A 16117-nucleotide genomic window follows, 5' to 3' on the forward strand; every position below is an offset into this window, starting at 1 on the left:
TCCTCTCTCAAACAGCGCCGAGAACGAGACCGCTGGTGGGTACTGCTGTTCCGGCTGTGACCAATACGTTTTCGACGCCCTCGGGCTGGTTGGTCGACGTGCCTCGCACCAGTCGCACACCTTCGGCAATTCCGTTGACACCGTGCAGGTACGCCTCGCCGACCTGACCACCGTGAGTGTTGGACGGCAGGCGTCCACCGATCTCGAGGTTGCCTTCGCGGATGAAGTCCTTGGCTTCGCCTGGCTTGCAGAAGCCCAGTTCTTCGAGCTGCGGAAGCACCAACGGGGTGAAGTGGTCGTACAGGATCGCGGCGTTGATGTCATCAGGGGTCAGGCCGCTCTGGCCGTACAACTGACGAGCAACCAGGCCCATCTCCGGGATACCCGAGATGTCGGGCCGGTAGTAGCTGGTCATCATGTGCTGATCCTTGCTACTGCCCTGAGCGGCGCCCTTGATGACGACGGGCTTGTTGGCCAGATCCTTTGCGCGCTCGGCAGAGACGATGACCAATGCCTGGCCACCGTCGGTTTCCTGGCAGCAGTCGAGCAGGTGCAGCGGCTCGGCGATCCAGCGCGAGTTCTGATGGTCCTCGAGCGTGATCGGACGCTCGTAGAACCAAGCAGCCGGGTTGTTGGCGGCATGCTTGCGCGCCACCACTGCAACTCGTCCGAAGTCCTCACTCGTCGCACCGTACTGGTGCATGTAGCGGCGGGCGAACATGGCGACCCACTGAGCGGGAGTCGACAATCCCTGCGGAGTCATCCACGCATATGCCGCGCGATCCGCGGTGCTGTCCATGGGGCGATCGTGCTGCCCTAGGCCGTAGCGCACACCGGAGCGCTCGTTGAAGGCGCGGTAACAAACCACGACGTCGGCAACACCCGTCGCAACTGCCATGGCCGCCTGCTGCACGGTGGCACACGCAGCGCCGCCTCCGTAGTGAATGCGCGAGAAGAACTTGAGCTCACCGAGGCCGCAGTTGCGAGCCACGATCGCTTCGCCGTTCGTCTCCGACGTGTAGGTGGACAGACCGTCGACCTCGGACGGATCGATACCGGCGTCAGCGAGTGCCGCGACGATGGCCTCACACGCCAACTGCAGTTCGGTGCGGCCGGAGTTCTTGGAGAACTCGGTGGATCCGATGCCGACGATGGCGGCGGCTCCCGAGAGTGGGCTGATCGCCATCAGGGCCTCTCCTCTTCCTTGAAAGCGACTGCGACGGTGCCGGATGCATGGTTGCCGAGGCTGTTTGCACCCTGCACCTTGACCATGACCACTCCGTCTTCCTTGGACACGACCTCACCGGTCATCGTCATGGTGTCACCCGGGTAGTTGGGCGCCCCGAGACGAATGGCGATGCGGCGCAGGGTCGATGCAGATCCGGCCCAGTCCGTGACGTATCGACCGACAAGACCGTTGCTCGTGAGGATGTTCATGAAGACATCCTTCGAGCCACGCTCCTGCGCCAGGCTCGGATCGTGGTGCACGTCCTGAAAATCGCGAGTGGCGATTGCCGTGGCGACGATCAACGTGCGGGTCAGCGGGATCGCCAACTCGGGCAATGCCTCTCCGACAACGACGTCTGCGTAACTGCGACTGGCAAGTACGGTCATGCGAGCACCTCCACACCGGATGCGAGCTGCGCACCCAGACGCGCCAGATCGGAGCTGGAACCACCGAGGGTGGCAGCAATCTGCTTGCCCCACAACAGATGACGGTGAACCGGGTAGTCGGTGTCGACGCCCATGCCGCCGTGAACATGCGTGGTGCGATGCACGACGCGCTGTCCGCCGTCGGTAGCCCACCACTTGGCGACCAGTACCGAGGTGCCGAGATCCAGTCCCTCGGAGATGCGCCAGGCGGCCTGCCACAGTGTCACGCGCATCGCTTCGAGATCGATGTAGCAGTCAGCGAGTTGATGATTGACGGCCTGGAAGGTCGCCAGCGGACGGCCGAACTGCTTGCGGCCGTTCAGGTACGTGACGGCCTGCGCGACTGCACCCGACCCGACGCCCCATTGGATTGCGGCCAATGCCAGCTGAACGCGGTCGATCAGCCACGGAACCGTGGTGCCGTCAGCCGCACCGATCAGCTGCGCGGGGGCACCGGCAAAGGTGACGTTGGCACAGATCTCCCAACTGGTGGACTGCGTCTGTTCGAGCGTCACTCCCTCGGCACTCAGGTCGACCAGCAGCAGTGCCGTACCAGTGGAAGCGGTTGCCGAAACGAGAGCAAGGTTCGCGACGTGAGTCATCGGCACTACTGCCTTCTCACCCGTCAGAGTCCAGTTGCCGTCGGCGTCCTGCTCAGCCGTGGTCAGTGGGTCGCCGCCAGTGTACGGACCGAACTCTTCGAGACCGACGGTCAGGAATCGACTGCCGTCGGCAACTCCCGGAAGGAGTTCGGCGCGAAGGGAATCAGAGCCGAATTCGTTGACAGCCAATGCTGCAAGGGTCGTTTCCCAGATCGGCACGGCCGCAACGTGACGTCCCTGCTGTTCGAGCAGTGCGTACAGCTCGGACAAGCCGAGGCCACCGCCGCCGAACTCCTCCGGCAGGGCGATACCGAGCAACCCGGTGCTCGCGAGCTCACGCCACAGTTCACGGTCGACGCGCTCAGCGGAGAGTTCGATCTCCTTGGTGCGCTCGATCGTTGCCTTGCTGGTGAAGACCTCGTCGGCCAGTGCGCGAATTGCTTCCTGCTCTTCGCTGAAATTGAAGTCCATCAGTGCTCCTCGCGTACGGCCGGCCGGAACGCGGGAAGCGTCAGATCCGGGTCGGCGTCGATCCAGTCAAGTTCCACGGGCATGTCGACCACGACATCTTCGGGCGCGATACCCACCATGTTGGCGATCAATCGGGTTCCCTCTTCGAGTTCGATTACCGCAACGATGAGCGGGTAGTCGAACGCGTCGATCTTGGGGTGGTGATTGACCACGAAGCTGTACACCGTGCCACGACCCGACGCGTTGATCGTGTCCCACTCGAGTGACCGGCACTCCCCGCACATCGGGCCGGTGGGATGACGCAGCGTCTTGCAGGACGTGCAGCGCTGGATCACCAGACGGTGCTCCTTGGCTGCTTCGAACCAGAAAGCGTTGTCCGCGTTGAGAGCCGGACGCGGACGCAGTGCACGAGGAGCTTCGGGCGCAGCAGATTCCTGAGGTTTGAACCGCAGCGTCCGCCACCGCTGGGTGCCGACAACCTGATCGTCACCGTTGCGGTAGGTCTTGAGCGTCGTGACGAAGTGTCCGACACCGAGGCCGGTCTTCTTCTCCGGCGAAATCGACTCGATGACCTCGGTGTAGTTAACGCGATCGCCTGGGCGCAGTTCGGCGAAGAACTCCTGATCGGAATCGGTGGCCACGACAGAGCTGTAGCCGGCTGCGTCGAGGGTGGCGATCAGATCGGTCCACACCTGCGACGGGTCGTTGCCCGCCATCTTGTCGGTAAAGGTCCGCATGATCCAGACCTGGAGCATCTGAGCGGGAGCGACGACGCCGTCGCGTCCGGTGGCGCGGGCGGCGTCGTCGTCGAGGTAGACGGGGTTGGTATCGCCCATGGTCTCGGCCCAATGCCGGATCATGGGGATGTTGACCTCGTCGGGTCCCCAGGTGGTGGGAACAAGCGTCTGGCCGACAAAAGCGTCGAGTTGCGCTGAAATGTCGCTCACTTGACCCTCTTTTCGCGAACGAGTCCCAAGCCGATGGTGCCGACCATGTCCCGCAGAACTTCGTTGACGCCGCCGCCGAAGGTGTTCACGACACCCTGACGCGAGATCTGCTCGATCTGACCGGCAAGCAGAGCGCCCGGAGACTCGGGGCGGATGCGACCGGCGGAGCCGAGAATTCCGAGCAGGGTGCGGTAGACGTCGACGTGAGTCTCGGTCCCGTACGTCTTGGTGGCACCGGCGTCGGCTCCGGAGAGCGTGTCCTGTGCGACGGCTGCCGTCATCTTCCAATTCAGCAGTCGCATGGCCTCGAGCTTGGCGTGTGTGCGAGCGAAGTCCTGTTGCACCCACGGGATGTCGATGGCGCCGTTTTCCTTGGCCCAGTCCAGGACCAGGTTCCACAGACCGTACGTGCGACCACCGATGGCCGCCAGGCCGATTCGCTCGTGGTTGAGCTGAGCCGTGATGAGCTGCCAGCCGCCGTTGACCTCGCCCACAACGTCCTTCGACGGAACTCGAATGCCGGAGTAGTACGTGGACGTCACCATCAAACCGCCGACGGTGTTGATCGGTGACCACTCGAAGCCTGCATCCTCGGTGGGGACGATCAGGATCGAGATTCCCTTGTGCTTGGGGGCATCCGCGTCGGTGCGGCAGGCCAGCCACACGTAGTCGGCAGTGTTGGCGCCACTGGTGAAGATCTTGTTGCCGTCGACGATCCACTCGTCACCGTCGAGAACCGCACGAGTCTTGAGTGACGCAAGGTCGGTGCCGGCCTCGGGCTCGGTGTACCCGATTGCGAAGACGATGTCGCCGGCCAGGATGCCGGGCAGGAAACGTTCCTTCTGTTCTTCGGTGCCGTACTTCATCAACGTCGGTCCGACGGTATTGACCGTCACGAAGGGAAACGGCAGACCTGCGCGCTGAACCTCGTCGAAGAACACGAACTGCTCTTCGATGGAGCGTCCCTGTCCACCGAATTCCTTGGGCCAGCCGATACCGAGCCAACCGTCCTTGCCCAGCAACTTCACGATCTCGCGGAAGTACTCGCCACCCACACCTTGCTCGCCGGCCGCGCGACGCTTCTCTTCCGGCAGCAGCGCCGCGAAGTACGCGCGCAACTCCTTGCGGAGCTCCTGCTGCTCGGGCGATTCCCTCAGATCCATCGCTGTTTCTCCTATGGCATTCATGGCTGGCAACTCTTGGCCTGGACGCTAACCAGATGCCCAGGTGGGCGCTGTGAGTGTCTCGATGAGCGGGAAGCCGAAACATGAGCGGCGTCACATAGGGTGAGATATGCGCATGGACTCCTCGGATCGCGTCGCTCTCACCGACTTGGCCGCCAGGTATGCACAGGCCGTCGACCGCCGAAACACCACTGCACTTGCGGCTCTCTTCACTGACGACGTGGCATTCGTCTTGCCGCCGGCACTGAACGGAACGGGTGCGCCGACGGAGATACGTGGGAATTCCGTCGTCAGCAGTTCGGTGGTCGATGCCGTCTCACATCTGCACTCGACCCGGCACATCGTCGAGCAGCAGATCCTCGACCTCGACGGCCCCACCACCGCACACGGTGAGGCTTACTGCTCCGCCCACCACATCTATCCGCGGGGCGAGGGCCACCGGGACAACCGGATCGAGATTCGTTACCAGGACAGCTTCGAAAAGATCGACGGCACCTGGCTGTTCTCGCGTCGCGAACTGGTAGTCGATTTTGCCGAGGACGTTCCGGTCATCCTGCTCGGACAATAGGTACATGAAAAAATCGCGGTGATTCTGTATCTCCTCACGGGAGGTTTACCGGGCTAGCGTTCAGCAACTGTCACGCCATCTCGGCGTGCGTTCGGCTATGTCTTGGAGATTCACATGTCACGCTCGCGCACCAGAAGATTCCTCGCTGCCTTCGCAGTGGCCGCCGTCGCAGTCGGAACCGTAGCCGCGTGCTCGAGCGACAACTCCTCCGACGAGAACGCACCTCTTCGCATCGTCGCTTCTTCGGTTCCGCACGCCGAGATCCTGAAGTTCGTCGAAGAAAAGGGCCTGCTCGGTGACACCAAGATCGAGGTCAGCGAGATCACCGGCGATCTCGACGCCAACGAGGTGCTCGAAGCCGGAGACACCGACGCCAACTTCTTCCAGCACGTGCCGTACCAGGAATCGTGGTCGAAGGAAAAGGGTGTCGACGACCTGGTCGCCGTGGCGAAGGTCCACGTCGAGCCCCTCGGTGCATATTCCAAGAAGGTCACCAACGTGGCCGACCTGCGCCAGGGCGCAACGGTCGCTTTGTCCAACAACGTGACGAACTTCGCCCGTGGGCTGTACCTGCTGCAGCAGGCCGGATTGATCAAGCTCGATCAGCAGTTGGGCGCCCCCGGCACCGACATCACGCAGATCAGCGAGAAGAACATCATCGACAACCCCAAGGGACTCACGTTCACCCAGGTCGATCCCCCGCAGCTGCCGCGCACGCTCGACGACGGAAATGTCGATCTCGCAATCATCAACGGCAACTACGCAATCGAAGGTGGCCTCAACCCGGCCAAGGACGCCCTGGTGCTCGAGAAGGCCGAGGGCAACCCGTACGCCAATGTCCTGACCGTACGCACCTCGCTCGAAAACGATGCGCGAGTACAGAAGTTGGCCGAGGCATTGACGTCCGCCGACGTCGCGACGTTCATCGAGCAGACCTATCAGGGCTCGGTCATTCCGGCCAGCGCTACCTGATCGAGACCCGTCATGGTCTTCTCGATCGAATCGGTCTCCAAGGAATACCGCAGCGGCACAAAGGTTCTGCATGCACTCGATTCTGTATCCCTGAAAATCGAAGACGGCGAAATCTTCGGCATCATCGGCAAGAGCGGCGCCGGCAAGTCGACTTTGCTGCGCTGCCTCAACCTGCTCGAACGCCCGACCAGTGGCCGGATTCTGTTGGGCGACACCGATCTGACCGCGCTGAGTCCAGCGCAACTGCGCGACACACGCAAGCGGATCGGGGTCGTGTTCCAGCATTTCAACCTGCTGCATTCCCGTTCGGTCGCCGCCAACATCGCCTTCCCTCTCGAAGTGGCGGGATACTCTCGGGCAGATCGACGTGCCCGCGTCGACGAGCTGATCGAGTTGGTGGGCTTGGAAGACCGACGTGACGCCTTCCCCTCGCAACTGTCCGGCGGCCAGAAACAACGCGTCGGCATCGCGAGAGCCTTGGCGGCTTCACCCGACGTCCTCCTGTGCGACGAGGCCACGAGCGCCCTCGACTCGGACACAACCGATTCGATCCTCGACCTGCTCGCCGATCTCAATCGACGACTCGGTGTGACCATTGTTCTGATCACCCACGAGCTCAACGTGGTTCGACGGATCTGCCATCGCGCTGCGCTGATCGATCAGGGCCGCATCGTCGACGAGGGAACGCTCACCGAACTGGTCGCAGACCCGGACTCACCCCTCGGAGAGGCGCTACTGCCGACCGGAACGGTACGAACGTCCACGACCGGAATTCCGGCGCTCCTCACCTTTGTCGATTCACTGTCCACCTCACCCGTGATTTCCCAACTCTCACGAGATCTCGACGTCGACGTCACCGTGATCTCCGGCGGTATCGAGGACATCGGATCCCATCAGGTCGGTCGCCTTCGCGTGGAGTTCGCCTCACACACGGGACTCGTCAGCAACGAAGAGACAAGAAAGTCTGTCGAAGAACATCTTTCGCAGCGCGGAGTGAAGGTGACGTTCTCATGAACAAGACGTCCTGGCAGGATTCCCTGGGCGAAGCATGGGAAGCCCTACTCGACACGCTCTACATGGTCGGTGTCTCGTTCGTGCTCACCGTGATCATCGGTATCGCTCTCGGTGTTCTGTTGCACGCGAGCGCGCCCGACGGAATCCGTCCCAACCGCGTCCTCAATTCGGTTCTGGGCACCGTGGTGAACGTCGGCCGTTCGCTGCCGTTCGTCATCTTGTTGGTGCTCCTCATCCCGGCAACGAGGGCGATCGTCGGAACAGCGCTCGGCGCCACGGCAGCGATCGTCCCGCTGACCATCGGTTCGGTGCCCTTCTTTGCGCGCGTCGTCGAGAACGCCTTGCGTGAAGTCGATTCCGGACGCGTCGAGGCAGCGCGGTCCATGGGCGCCACCGACAAAGACATCATCACCAAGGTGCTACTGCCCGAATCCGTTCCGGGATTGGTAGCAGGAGCAACCCTGACGGCGGTGATGCTGATCGGCTTCTCGGCCATGGCAGGTGCCATCGGCGCCGGTGGACTCGGCGACTTCGCAATCAAGTACGGCTACCAACGATTCAACACACCGGTGCTGTTCGTCGCAGTCGTGATCTTGATCGTGCTGGTGCAGGCAATCCAGTCGACCGGCGATCTCGTGGTTCGTTCAATGGCGCACAAGCGGTAACTGATCAGCTCGAGACCATCGCGATCGCTGTTCGCAGTCCGCGCCGCTTACCCGTCTGCGGATCGACGCCGAACACTTCCTTGATTCCGCCTCGGATGCGGAACTTCAACTCCGAGTGCGTCTCCGGAGCGTCGTCCTGGGAAGCCGAGAGAAACCTGTTGGGCAGCGACAACTTCCAGATGGTGCGCAGAGTCAATCCGTACTGCTTCCACAGCGGCCCGGTCGTGTACGGGAGGTCGTACTTGTCACACAAGTCCCGCAGCGGCACCGCGATTTCCGAGTACCGATTGCTCGGCAGATCCGGGAAGCAGTGATGCTCGATCTGGTAGCAGAGGTTGCCGCTCATGAAGGCCATGACGGGACCGGCATGAAAGTTGGCAGAGCCCAGCATCTGTCGTAGGTACCACTGAGCGCGCGATTCGTTCTCGAATTCCTCGAGCGTGAACTTCTCGGCACCGTCGGGAAAGTGCCCGCAGAAGATGACGGCGTAACTCCAGTAGTTTCGGATGAGGTTCGCAACGACGTTCGCCGTCAACGTGGTCTTCCACGCGGGGCCGGTCAGGGCGGGGAACAGGATGTAATCTTTCGCCACCTGACGCGCGATCTTCTTACCGACGTCCTTGGCCATCTCCGATTTCTCGGACCACTTCACCTCACCCTTGCGGAGTTTGTCCGTTTCGAGGTGATGCAGTGCCACTCCCCACTCGAAGAGGGTCGCGAGCACAAAATTCGTGATCGGTTGAAAGAGGTAGTCGGCGTGCCACTTTTGATCGCGCGTGACGCGCATGATTCCGTAGCCCACGTCGTTGTCCAGTCCGACGATGTTGGTGAACTTGTGATGGGTGAAGTTGTGCGAGTGCTTCCATCCCGAGGACGGGCAGGTGTTGTCCCACTCCCAGTTGCTCGAGTGAATCTCGGGATCGTTCATCCAGTCCCACTGGCCGTGGATGATGTTGTGGCCGAGTTCCATGTTCTCGATGATCTTGCCGACCCCCAGCAGCGCAGTCCCCAGAATCCAGGCAGGCTTCTTCTTGCTGGCGAACAAGACGATGCGGCCGGCCACCATCAGAGAGCGCTGAAACGCGATCGTCCGCTGGATGTATCGAGCGTCGTGCGCGCCGCGCTTCTCCTCGATGTCGAGCCGAATGGCATCCAGCTCGCGCCCGAGTGCCTCGACGTCTTCCTCGGTCAGATGGGCATATTCCTTGATGTCGGTGATCGCCACAGTGTTTCTCCGTATCGGTTTTCTCCGTGCCGCAGGACTGGTCCGTCGGGCGGTACCCCTGGGAGCCGGTGCGGAAACGTCAGCCCCGATATTCATGTGCGTCTTCACGCAATCTATGCCAGAGTCGATATACGTGAGCCCCGAAAACAAGATCACCATCCGCACCGCTACCGAGAGCGACTGGCCGGCTCTCCAACTACTCGACTCGGTGGGGTTCGGTTTTCACCCGTCTCCCGCGGTCAGCGAACTGACGAAGGCGCTCTACAAGCCCGAGGACATCATCCTCGCCGTCGACGGTGACCTACCCGTCGGCGTGGCCATCGAAATCGACATGGAATTCACCGTGCCCGGCGGACGCCAACTCCCCACGCGCGGAATCACCTGGGTATCCGTCGCCCCGACTCACCGTCGACGTGGTGTCCTACGCTCGATGTTCACTGCACTTCACGCCCACATCGAGTCGACCGGAGCACCACTTGCCGCCCTGACGGCAAGCGAGGCCGGCATCTACAACCGCTTCGGATACGGCCCGGCCACCTTCAGCGAAGGCATCACCCTCGATCGCCGCTTCGCACGATTCCGCCCCGAGGTGCCCGACAACGGTGGCGTGTCCATCGTCGACATCAAAGCTGCCTCGACGCTTCTTCCCGAGATCTACGATCGCTGGCGGCTGCAGACACCCGGCGCTCAGGTCCGTCCGCAACCGCTCTGGGACCATATGTTCGCCGACCCGTCCGAGGATCGTGACGGCGCCTCCGGACTGTTCTTTCTGACACACGCGGACGGATACATCGCTTACCGGCACACGAGCGAGGGCCGCGACAGCATCGCCCGGATCGACGAGTTCGTGACGATCACCGAAGATGCGCACGCGGCGCTGTGGCGCACGATCTGCGGCCTCGACCTCGTCACCCGGATCGAGACACGCCAGCATCCTGCCGATCCACTCCGGCTGATGCTCACGGACTACCGCCTTGCCCGGACGACGACGCGCTCCGATCGACTGTGGCTGCGCATCATGGACGTTCCCGCGGCTCTCGAGGCTCGTGAATATGCTGCTGACCTGGACACAGTCATCAAGGTCGAAGATCCGTTCCTGAAGGCCGGCGGAACCTTCGCACTTCAGGTCAAGGACGGCAAGGCCACCTGTACGGCCACTGACGCGGTGCCTGCGATCACGATGCCCTCTGATGTCCTGAGCAGCTTGTACCTGGGCGAGCACCAGGCCAAGACCTTCGCGGCGGCGCACCGACTCCACGCGTCCGATCCGCAGGAGATCCTGAATTTCGACTTCGCTTTCAACGCGCAGAAGCCCGCAATTCTCGGGTACGGATTCTGATGATCTTGCCGACACGGGCATCGACGATTTGTGCCCTCGGTCGTATTCAGGGTTAGCCTCGAACAATGGCGTTTGTCGAAAAGATGGTCAATAGGCTTCCTGAGCGGGTTCTCGTGCGCGTCCTGCCGCACGCAGAAATGCTCAAGTTCCTGGTGGTCGGCGGCATCGCCTTCATCGTCACCACGGTGCTGTTCTTCGGCATCAAGTGGACGGTTCTGCCTCAGCACCCGGTGACGGCCAACATCCTTGCGGTCCTGATCGCGACGGTTCTGTCCTACGTCCTCAACCGCGAATGGTCGTTTGCGCAGCGCGGTGGTCGACAGCGCCATCACGAGGCCGCTCTGTTCTTCATCGTCGCGGGTATCGGTTTGGCCATCAACCAGGTACCACTCTGGACCTCCCGGTACGTGTTCCATCTGCGTCAACCCGAGGTGTCGGTGTTGATGGAAAACTTCGCGGACTTCATCAGCGGATCGATCATCGGGACCCTGCTGGCGACGGCCTTCCGCTGGTGGGCCATGCGTCGGTACGTCTTCCCCGAAGAAGCCACCGACAGCCAGGTCGTTCTCGACATCGAAGCGACTCCCGGCACCAAGACGCCGACAACCGACGCCACCGCCCTCGACTGACTCCCGGATCGACGCACCCGATCGCTCGCGCTTCGATCAGAGTTCGTCGATTGCGATCAACCCGTCCTGCAGCGCCCGCGCAAGCAGTGCCATCTTTGTCGGCGCGATGCTCCTGAACGGGCTGGCCCATCCCTGATCATCATCGGCGACAGGCTCTCCAGCCTGCAGTTTTCCCGCTCTGCACAACACGGTCACGACACAGTGATCACTGGTGCGTAGCCTCCGATTTCCAATTGGATTCGGAGGACCCATGGCTACTTGCAAAACTCGAGTTCTTGCGCTGTCGGCGGCAGGACTCATGCTCGTACTCGGCGCATGCAGCAAGGCCGAGTCGGCGAAAACGCCGACCGACCTCGACGTGACATCAGCGTCCGCCGGACACTACTCACTGGTCTGGGAACACGGCGGCTCGGAAAAGGTGCGTGTATTCGCCGCCACCGACCCGAAAAACCCAGCCGCAGAAGGAAAGGAAATTGGCACGGTCGACGGCTTCTCCACTGAGGTCGACGGCCTCGACCCACTGTCACGCTGGTACTTCGAGGTGATCGACGAGGACGGCAATTCCACCATCGCGTCAACCCGCCACGTGACGCTGCAGGGCGCAGCCAACGTGCGTGATGTCGGCGGATACGAGACAGCCGACGGCCGATCAGTCAAGTGGGGCCTGGTTTTTCGTGGCGACCGCTTGAGCGATCTGACTGCTGACGATCAACAAACGATCGAGAACGCAGGCATCCGGACCGTTGTCGATTTCCGAGGTGACAGCGAGATCGCAAAGGACGGAGCAGACAAGGTTCCCGCGAACGTGAAAGTGGTCAACACGGCAGTCCTGGATGCCGGCACTCAGGCTCTTGCCACAGCGATTACGAGTGCCCTGAAATCTGGTGACCCTGCAATCGTGGAGCAGGTGCTCGGGGGCGGTGAAGCCGTCCGGATCAGCGACACCGGCGCCGTCGACCAACTGTCCAAGCCTGACGGAATGACTGGGTATTCCCAAGCCCTACGGACCATCGCCGATTCCGAGTCCGCAGTCGCTTACCACTGCACGGCAGGCAAAGACCGCACTGGACTGATGACAGCTCTACTTCGGCATTCTGGGTGTTCCTGACAAGACCATCGTCGACGACTTCGTCCTGTCGAACACCTACAACAAAGCCAAGAACGAACAGACCTACACGTTTCTGTCTTCGAAAGGAATCGATGTCGATCTGTTGAAACCGTTGATGGAGCAGCGTCCCAGCCAGATTCAGCCAGTACTCGACAAGATTCGCGACCAGTTCGGTGGGTGGGAGAAGTTTTCGCAGGACGTGCTGAAACTTGACGCCGACACGATCGCAAAGCTCCGGAGCAAATTGCTGACCAAGCAATAACTGATCGACGTTCCGACAGCAATGACCGGCAGCCGCTCCGATGGCTGCCGGTCACGCCCGCACTCCTAGTTACTCAGCCCCAGCCGCTTCGAGCATTCGGCCATTTCGTCGATGATCAGTTCCAGCGACGTGCCACGACGACTGGCGGACAGCACGATTCGATCGGCTCCCAACCCGCGTGCCCACTCGAGTTTCGCTTCGTCGAGCCTGGGCAGTGTCGCACCGAGTACCAGCGAGACGTCGGCAGGATCTCGATCTGCCTTCACCGCAGCAGCTTTCATCGCTGCTACGGCCTTGTCGAGTTCTTCACCGGCCAGTCCCAGCGGCTGGAAACCGTCACCCAACCGGCCTGCTCGCCGAGCAGCAGCGAGACTGTGTCCACCGATGTAGAGCGGAACTCCGGATTCGCGGTGCGGCTTCGGCCAGCTGTACGCACCCTTGAACGAGAAGTAATCGCCGTCGAAATCGACCGCTTCCTTGCCCGCCCAGAGTGAGCGCATCACCGCGATGGCCTCATCGGCTACCTTGCCGCGGCGCTCGAAGTCACCGCCGCACGCCTCGATCTCTTCCTTCATCCACCCCAGGCCGAGGCAGATGCGCAATCGCCCACTGGAAAGGCGATCGAGCGTCGCCAATCTTTTGGCGAGCACTACCGGATTGTGATTGGGCAGCACCAGAACTCCAGTGGACAAGCCCAAGGTGGTTGTGGCACCCGCCACGAACGAAAGCAGTTCGAGCGGATCCGGGATGTCGCAGTCATCGGGAAGATGCGATTTGCCGGTCGGAGAATAGGGGTACTCGCTCGCGGTGTCGGCGATGACCACCGAGTGCTCCACTGCCGAGATCTCGTCGAAACCCAGCGACTCGGCCGCACGGGCGAATTGCAGAATCCAATCAGGGTCTCCGCTTCGACCCAGTTCGACCGGAACGACCACGCCGAGCTTCATACCGTTTCCTCCAGTGTCGCCATCAATTTCGGACCATCCACGACGCGACCGAGGTACCGGTCCGCATCGGGATCTGTTGCAAGCCACACCGCCGCTGCAGCGGGTACGGATGCCGGTGTGGCCGCAAATCCGGCGTCCACGATTGCGTCCGCGCCACCACGGGCTTTCCCTGATTCCGTGATGACAAATCCCGGACTCAGGTTGAACGCTTTGATTCCGGCGTCTCGGTACTCGGAGTTGATCGCTCCGGCAATACGTCCGAACGACGCCTTCGACGCGGCGTACGACAGACCCCAACCACCCTCGCCGGGAGGCGCAGGCGGATCCATGGTCGCCGAACCCGATGCCAGATTGACCACTACGCCGTTGCCGCTCTTGATCATCGACGGGAGTATCACCTGGACCAGAGCGAGTTGGTGCAGATAATTCCCGATCGCCATCGCCTGAGCGTCGTCGATCTCGATGTCGAGCACCCGGTCCATGTTTCCGACAGTCTGCGCATAGGCGTTGTTCACCAGCACGTCGACACGTCCCCACTCGGCCAGCACCCGTTCACCGGCGCCGCGGACGGATGCCAGATCGAGCAGGTTCATCGGAACGGCCAATGCGCGCACACCGAAGGACTCGATCTCGGCAACCGTCGTCTCCAGGCTGCCGGGCACCGGAATCACTTGCTCGCCTTGCCTCGTTCGCGGGGCTGCCCGCCCCTCTCCTTCACGAACGGTGCGAGCAGTGATTGCAACGTCGAATCCGGCGCGCGCGAATGCCAGCGCGCACTCTCGGCCGATCCCCCGGGAAGCGCCGGTCACCAGCGCAACTTCACTCACAGGAACCGCGTGCGGCCGTGCGTCTCGAACTCCTTCTCCAGGTTCACCACGTCAGCTTCGGTCATCAACGTGTATTCGGGAGTGCCTCGGCCCACCCAGTGGAACACTGGTTCGTCGGTCCGCCAGCGATCGGCTTGAAGTTCACGTTTGAGTACCTTGTTGGAGCCCGTGACGGGCAGGTCGGTCGAAACGCGAACAAATCGTGGCGCTGCCTTGGTACCCAGATCCGCCTGCGCGGCAAGGTAGTCGGCGAACTCGACCGGATCGAAATCGGCGAGATCGGCGACCTCGATCGCAGCCATGACCTGATCACCCGAACGCGGATCCGGTACCGCGAAGACACCCGTGGCAATCACTTTGGGGTGCCGACGCAGGATGTGCTCGATCATCAAAGCCGAGGTGTTCTCACCGTCGACCCGGATCCAGTCGCCCTTGCGTCCCGCGAAGTAGATGAAGCCGGCCTCGTCGACGTAGCCGAGATCGCCTGTCCAGTACCAACCGTGGCGAATCTTCTCGGCGATCGCGTCTTCGTTCTTGTAGTACCCCTCGAACTTCTTCGATCCGGCCTTGTCGACCATCTCGCCGATGGATTCGTCGGGGTTCAGCACGTGACCGTGCTCGTCGAGAATTGCGCGGGGTCGCTCTTCGCGCGTATCGGGATCGACGATGACGATGTTCTCGCTCGCGGGACGGCCCAGCGCTCCGGCAGGTTGGTTCGGATCGAGCACTACTGAACCGGCACCTTCACTCGAACCGTATCCCTCGAAAAGTTGTGCACCGAAACGACGGATGAACTCTGCCTTGTCCCCCGGCGACGCCTCGGTCCCGAAGCCGTGGGTGAGGGTGTTCTCGATGTCGTCGGGCAGTTCCGGCGTCGCCATGAGATACCCCAAGGCCTTACCGACGTAGGTGAAATATGTTGCGCCGTAGAACCGAACGTCCGGCATGAATCCCGAGGCCGTGAACTTACGAACGAGGCAGACCGTAGCTCCCTGCGAAAGGGCCGGCGCCCACAGAGCCATCAACGCGTTGCCGTGGAAGAGCGGCATGCAGCAGTAGCAGACGTCGTCGCGGTCGATGTCGTACTTGGCGCAGTTCGCGTAGGCCAACCGCGTCAGACGCCCCTGGCTGCACCGCACTGCCTTGGACATTCCGGTGGTGCCCGAGGTGAAGAGAAGCAAGAACAGCGTCGACGCGTCGACACCGAGGTCGATCTGAGGCGACTCGACGCGATGTGCTGCAATCTTGTCCGGGTACGACGCGTCGTCGACGAGGACGAAACGATCTTCGGTCAGCCCGAGGTCCAGGCCGGCAAGCTTCTCGTAGCCTGCTTTGTCGGTGACGATCAGCTGGCAGTCGACGTACCGGACCTCAGCCTCGAGTTCAGCTCCACGCCTGGTCGGATTGATGCCGACGATCGTGGCCCCGGTCAGGGCCGCGCCGCCGAGCCAGAACAGGAACTCCGGATCGTTCTCGAGAAGTACTCCGATGTGAAACGGTCCGGGCGCGCGAAGCGACTTCGCCAGCGAGCCGCGCGCTGCGCTCTCGCGCACCACCTCGTCCCAGCTCCAGTCCTGCGTCCGCGTCCGCAGGCCCAGGTGCTGATCACCGAGACGGTCGATCAACATCTGCGCGACGTCCTCGCGCTGAGGAGCTGCAAGAGCTGCATTCGAAGATGCTTCGGTGGCGGTGTTCGTCATCGTG

Annotated in this window: 16 protein-coding genes and 1 pseudogene; 7 read left to right on the plus strand and 10 right to left on the minus strand. The window is 62.0% G+C overall.

Going from position 1 to position 16117, the window contains the following annotated elements:
• Positions 1–7: 7 nt before the first annotated feature.
• Genes A0W34_RS24510 through A0W34_RS24530 form a run of 5 tightly spaced genes read right to left on the minus strand, consistent with a single transcriptional unit; the run spans position 8 to position 4836 of the window.
• Positions 8–1186, minus strand: a complete 1179-nt coding sequence (locus A0W34_RS24510) for a lipid-transfer protein (RefSeq protein WP_003940050.1) — start codon at positions 1184–1186, stop codon at positions 8–10.
• Positions 1186–1614 (minus strand): MaoC family dehydratase, encoded by a 429-nt coding sequence (locus tag A0W34_RS24515; RefSeq protein WP_081558428.1) that lies wholly within the window; start codon positions 1612–1614, stop codon positions 1186–1188. Before A0W34_RS24515 ends, A0W34_RS24510 begins: the two co-directional genes overlap by 1 nt.
• Entirely contained in the window at positions 1611–2726 is a 1116-nt protein-coding gene (locus tag A0W34_RS24520; protein ID WP_030537002.1) for an acyl-CoA dehydrogenase family protein, read from the minus strand. Before A0W34_RS24520 ends, A0W34_RS24515 begins: the two co-directional genes overlap by 4 nt.
• Positions 2726–3673 carry a bifunctional MaoC family dehydratase N-terminal/OB-fold nucleic acid binding domain-containing protein gene (locus A0W34_RS24525; protein WP_054827060.1) on the minus strand — a complete coding sequence of 316 codons (948 nt, stop codon included), beginning with the start codon at positions 3671–3673 and terminating at the stop codon, positions 2726–2728. Before A0W34_RS24525 ends, A0W34_RS24520 begins: the two co-directional genes overlap by 1 nt.
• The gene (locus A0W34_RS24530) at positions 3670–4836 is read right to left on the minus strand and encodes an acyl-CoA dehydrogenase family protein (RefSeq protein ID WP_003940442.1); all 1167 of its coding nucleotides are present in this window, start codon (positions 4834–4836) and stop codon (positions 3670–3672) included. The genes A0W34_RS24525 and A0W34_RS24530 overlap by 4 nt, the downstream gene beginning before the upstream one ends.
• 130 nt (positions 4837–4966) lie before the next feature.
• Between A0W34_RS24530 and A0W34_RS24535 the strand changes: the two genes are divergently transcribed.
• The 4 genes from A0W34_RS24535 to A0W34_RS24550 all read left to right on the plus strand — a co-directional run bounded on the left by A0W34_RS24535 (position 4967) and on the right by A0W34_RS24550 (position 8076).
• Positions 4967–5425 (plus strand): nuclear transport factor 2 family protein, encoded by a 459-nt coding sequence (locus A0W34_RS24535; RefSeq protein WP_030537000.1) that lies wholly within the window; start codon positions 4967–4969, stop codon positions 5423–5425.
• A 114-nt stretch (positions 5426–5539) separates the two neighbouring features.
• Positions 5540–6397 carry a MetQ/NlpA family ABC transporter substrate-binding protein gene (locus A0W34_RS24540; RefSeq protein ID WP_003940478.1) on the plus strand — a complete coding sequence of 286 codons (858 nt, stop codon included), beginning with the start codon at positions 5540–5542 and terminating at the stop codon, positions 6395–6397.
• A gap of 12 nt (positions 6398–6409) precedes the next feature.
• Positions 6410–7411, plus strand: a complete 1002-nt coding sequence (locus tag A0W34_RS24545; protein ID WP_047270724.1) for a methionine ABC transporter ATP-binding protein — start codon at positions 6410–6412, stop codon at positions 7409–7411.
• The gene (locus tag A0W34_RS24550; protein ID WP_042448389.1) at positions 7408–8076 is read left to right on the plus strand and encodes a methionine ABC transporter permease; all 669 of its coding nucleotides are present in this window, start codon (positions 7408–7410) and stop codon (positions 8074–8076) included. Before A0W34_RS24545 ends, A0W34_RS24550 begins: the two co-directional genes overlap by 4 nt.
• A 4-nt stretch (positions 8077–8080) precedes the next feature.
• Here A0W34_RS24550 and A0W34_RS24555 read toward each other — a convergent pair whose 3' ends face one another.
• Positions 8081–9301, minus strand: coding sequence for a fatty acid desaturase family protein (locus tag A0W34_RS24555; protein ID WP_007732653.1), 1221 nt, complete (start codon positions 9299–9301; stop codon positions 8081–8083).
• Between the two features lie 133 nt (positions 9302–9434).
• On the opposite strand from A0W34_RS24555, the gene A0W34_RS24560 reads away from it, so the two are divergent.
• Entirely contained in the window at positions 9435–10640 is a 1206-nt protein-coding gene (locus tag A0W34_RS24560; RefSeq protein ID WP_042924862.1) for an enhanced intracellular survival protein Eis, read from the plus strand.
• A gap of 65 nt (positions 10641–10705) precedes the next feature.
• Positions 10706–11269 (plus strand): GtrA family protein, encoded by a 564-nt coding sequence (locus tag A0W34_RS24565; RefSeq protein WP_003939753.1) that lies wholly within the window; start codon positions 10706–10708, stop codon positions 11267–11269.
• 36 nt (positions 11270–11305) lie between these two features.
• On the opposite strand, the gene A0W34_RS33475 is transcribed toward A0W34_RS24565, so the two are convergent.
• Positions 11306–11464: a hypothetical protein gene (locus A0W34_RS33475; RefSeq protein WP_232329917.1), complete on the minus strand. Its 159-nt coding sequence runs from the start codon at positions 11462–11464 to the stop codon at positions 11306–11308.
• 103 nt (positions 11465–11567) lie between these two features.
• On the opposite strand from A0W34_RS33475, the pseudogene A0W34_RS24570 reads away from it, so the two are divergent.
• Positions 11568–12639: pseudogene (locus A0W34_RS24570) on the plus strand (tyrosine-protein phosphatase).
• A 65-nt stretch (positions 12640–12704) separates the two neighbouring features.
• Here the strand turns inward: A0W34_RS24570 and A0W34_RS24580 are convergent.
• The 3 genes from A0W34_RS24580 to A0W34_RS24590 are packed head-to-tail and all read right to left on the minus strand — an operon-like array spanning position 12705 to position 16041.
• On the minus strand, positions 12705–13586 hold the full coding sequence (locus tag A0W34_RS24580) for an LLM class F420-dependent oxidoreductase (RefSeq protein WP_081558432.1): 882 nt from the start codon (positions 13584–13586) through the stop codon (positions 12705–12707).
• Entirely contained in the window at positions 13583–14413 is an 831-nt protein-coding gene (locus tag A0W34_RS24585) for an SDR family NAD(P)-dependent oxidoreductase (RefSeq protein WP_030536994.1), read from the minus strand. The genes A0W34_RS24580 and A0W34_RS24585 overlap by 4 nt, the downstream gene beginning before the upstream one ends.
• Complete coding sequence (locus tag A0W34_RS24590; RefSeq protein ID WP_442971951.1) at positions 14410–16041, minus strand: AMP-binding protein; 1632 nt, start codon at positions 16039–16041, stop codon at positions 14410–14412. The genes A0W34_RS24585 and A0W34_RS24590 overlap by 4 nt, the downstream gene beginning before the upstream one ends.
• Positions 16042–16117 lie beyond the last annotated feature (76 nt).

The organism is Rhodococcus sp. BH4 (assembly GCF_002079265.1).
In the GTDB taxonomy this organism is placed as follows: domain Bacteria; phylum Actinomycetota; class Actinomycetes; order Mycobacteriales; family Mycobacteriaceae; genus Rhodococcus_F; species Rhodococcus_F qingshengii.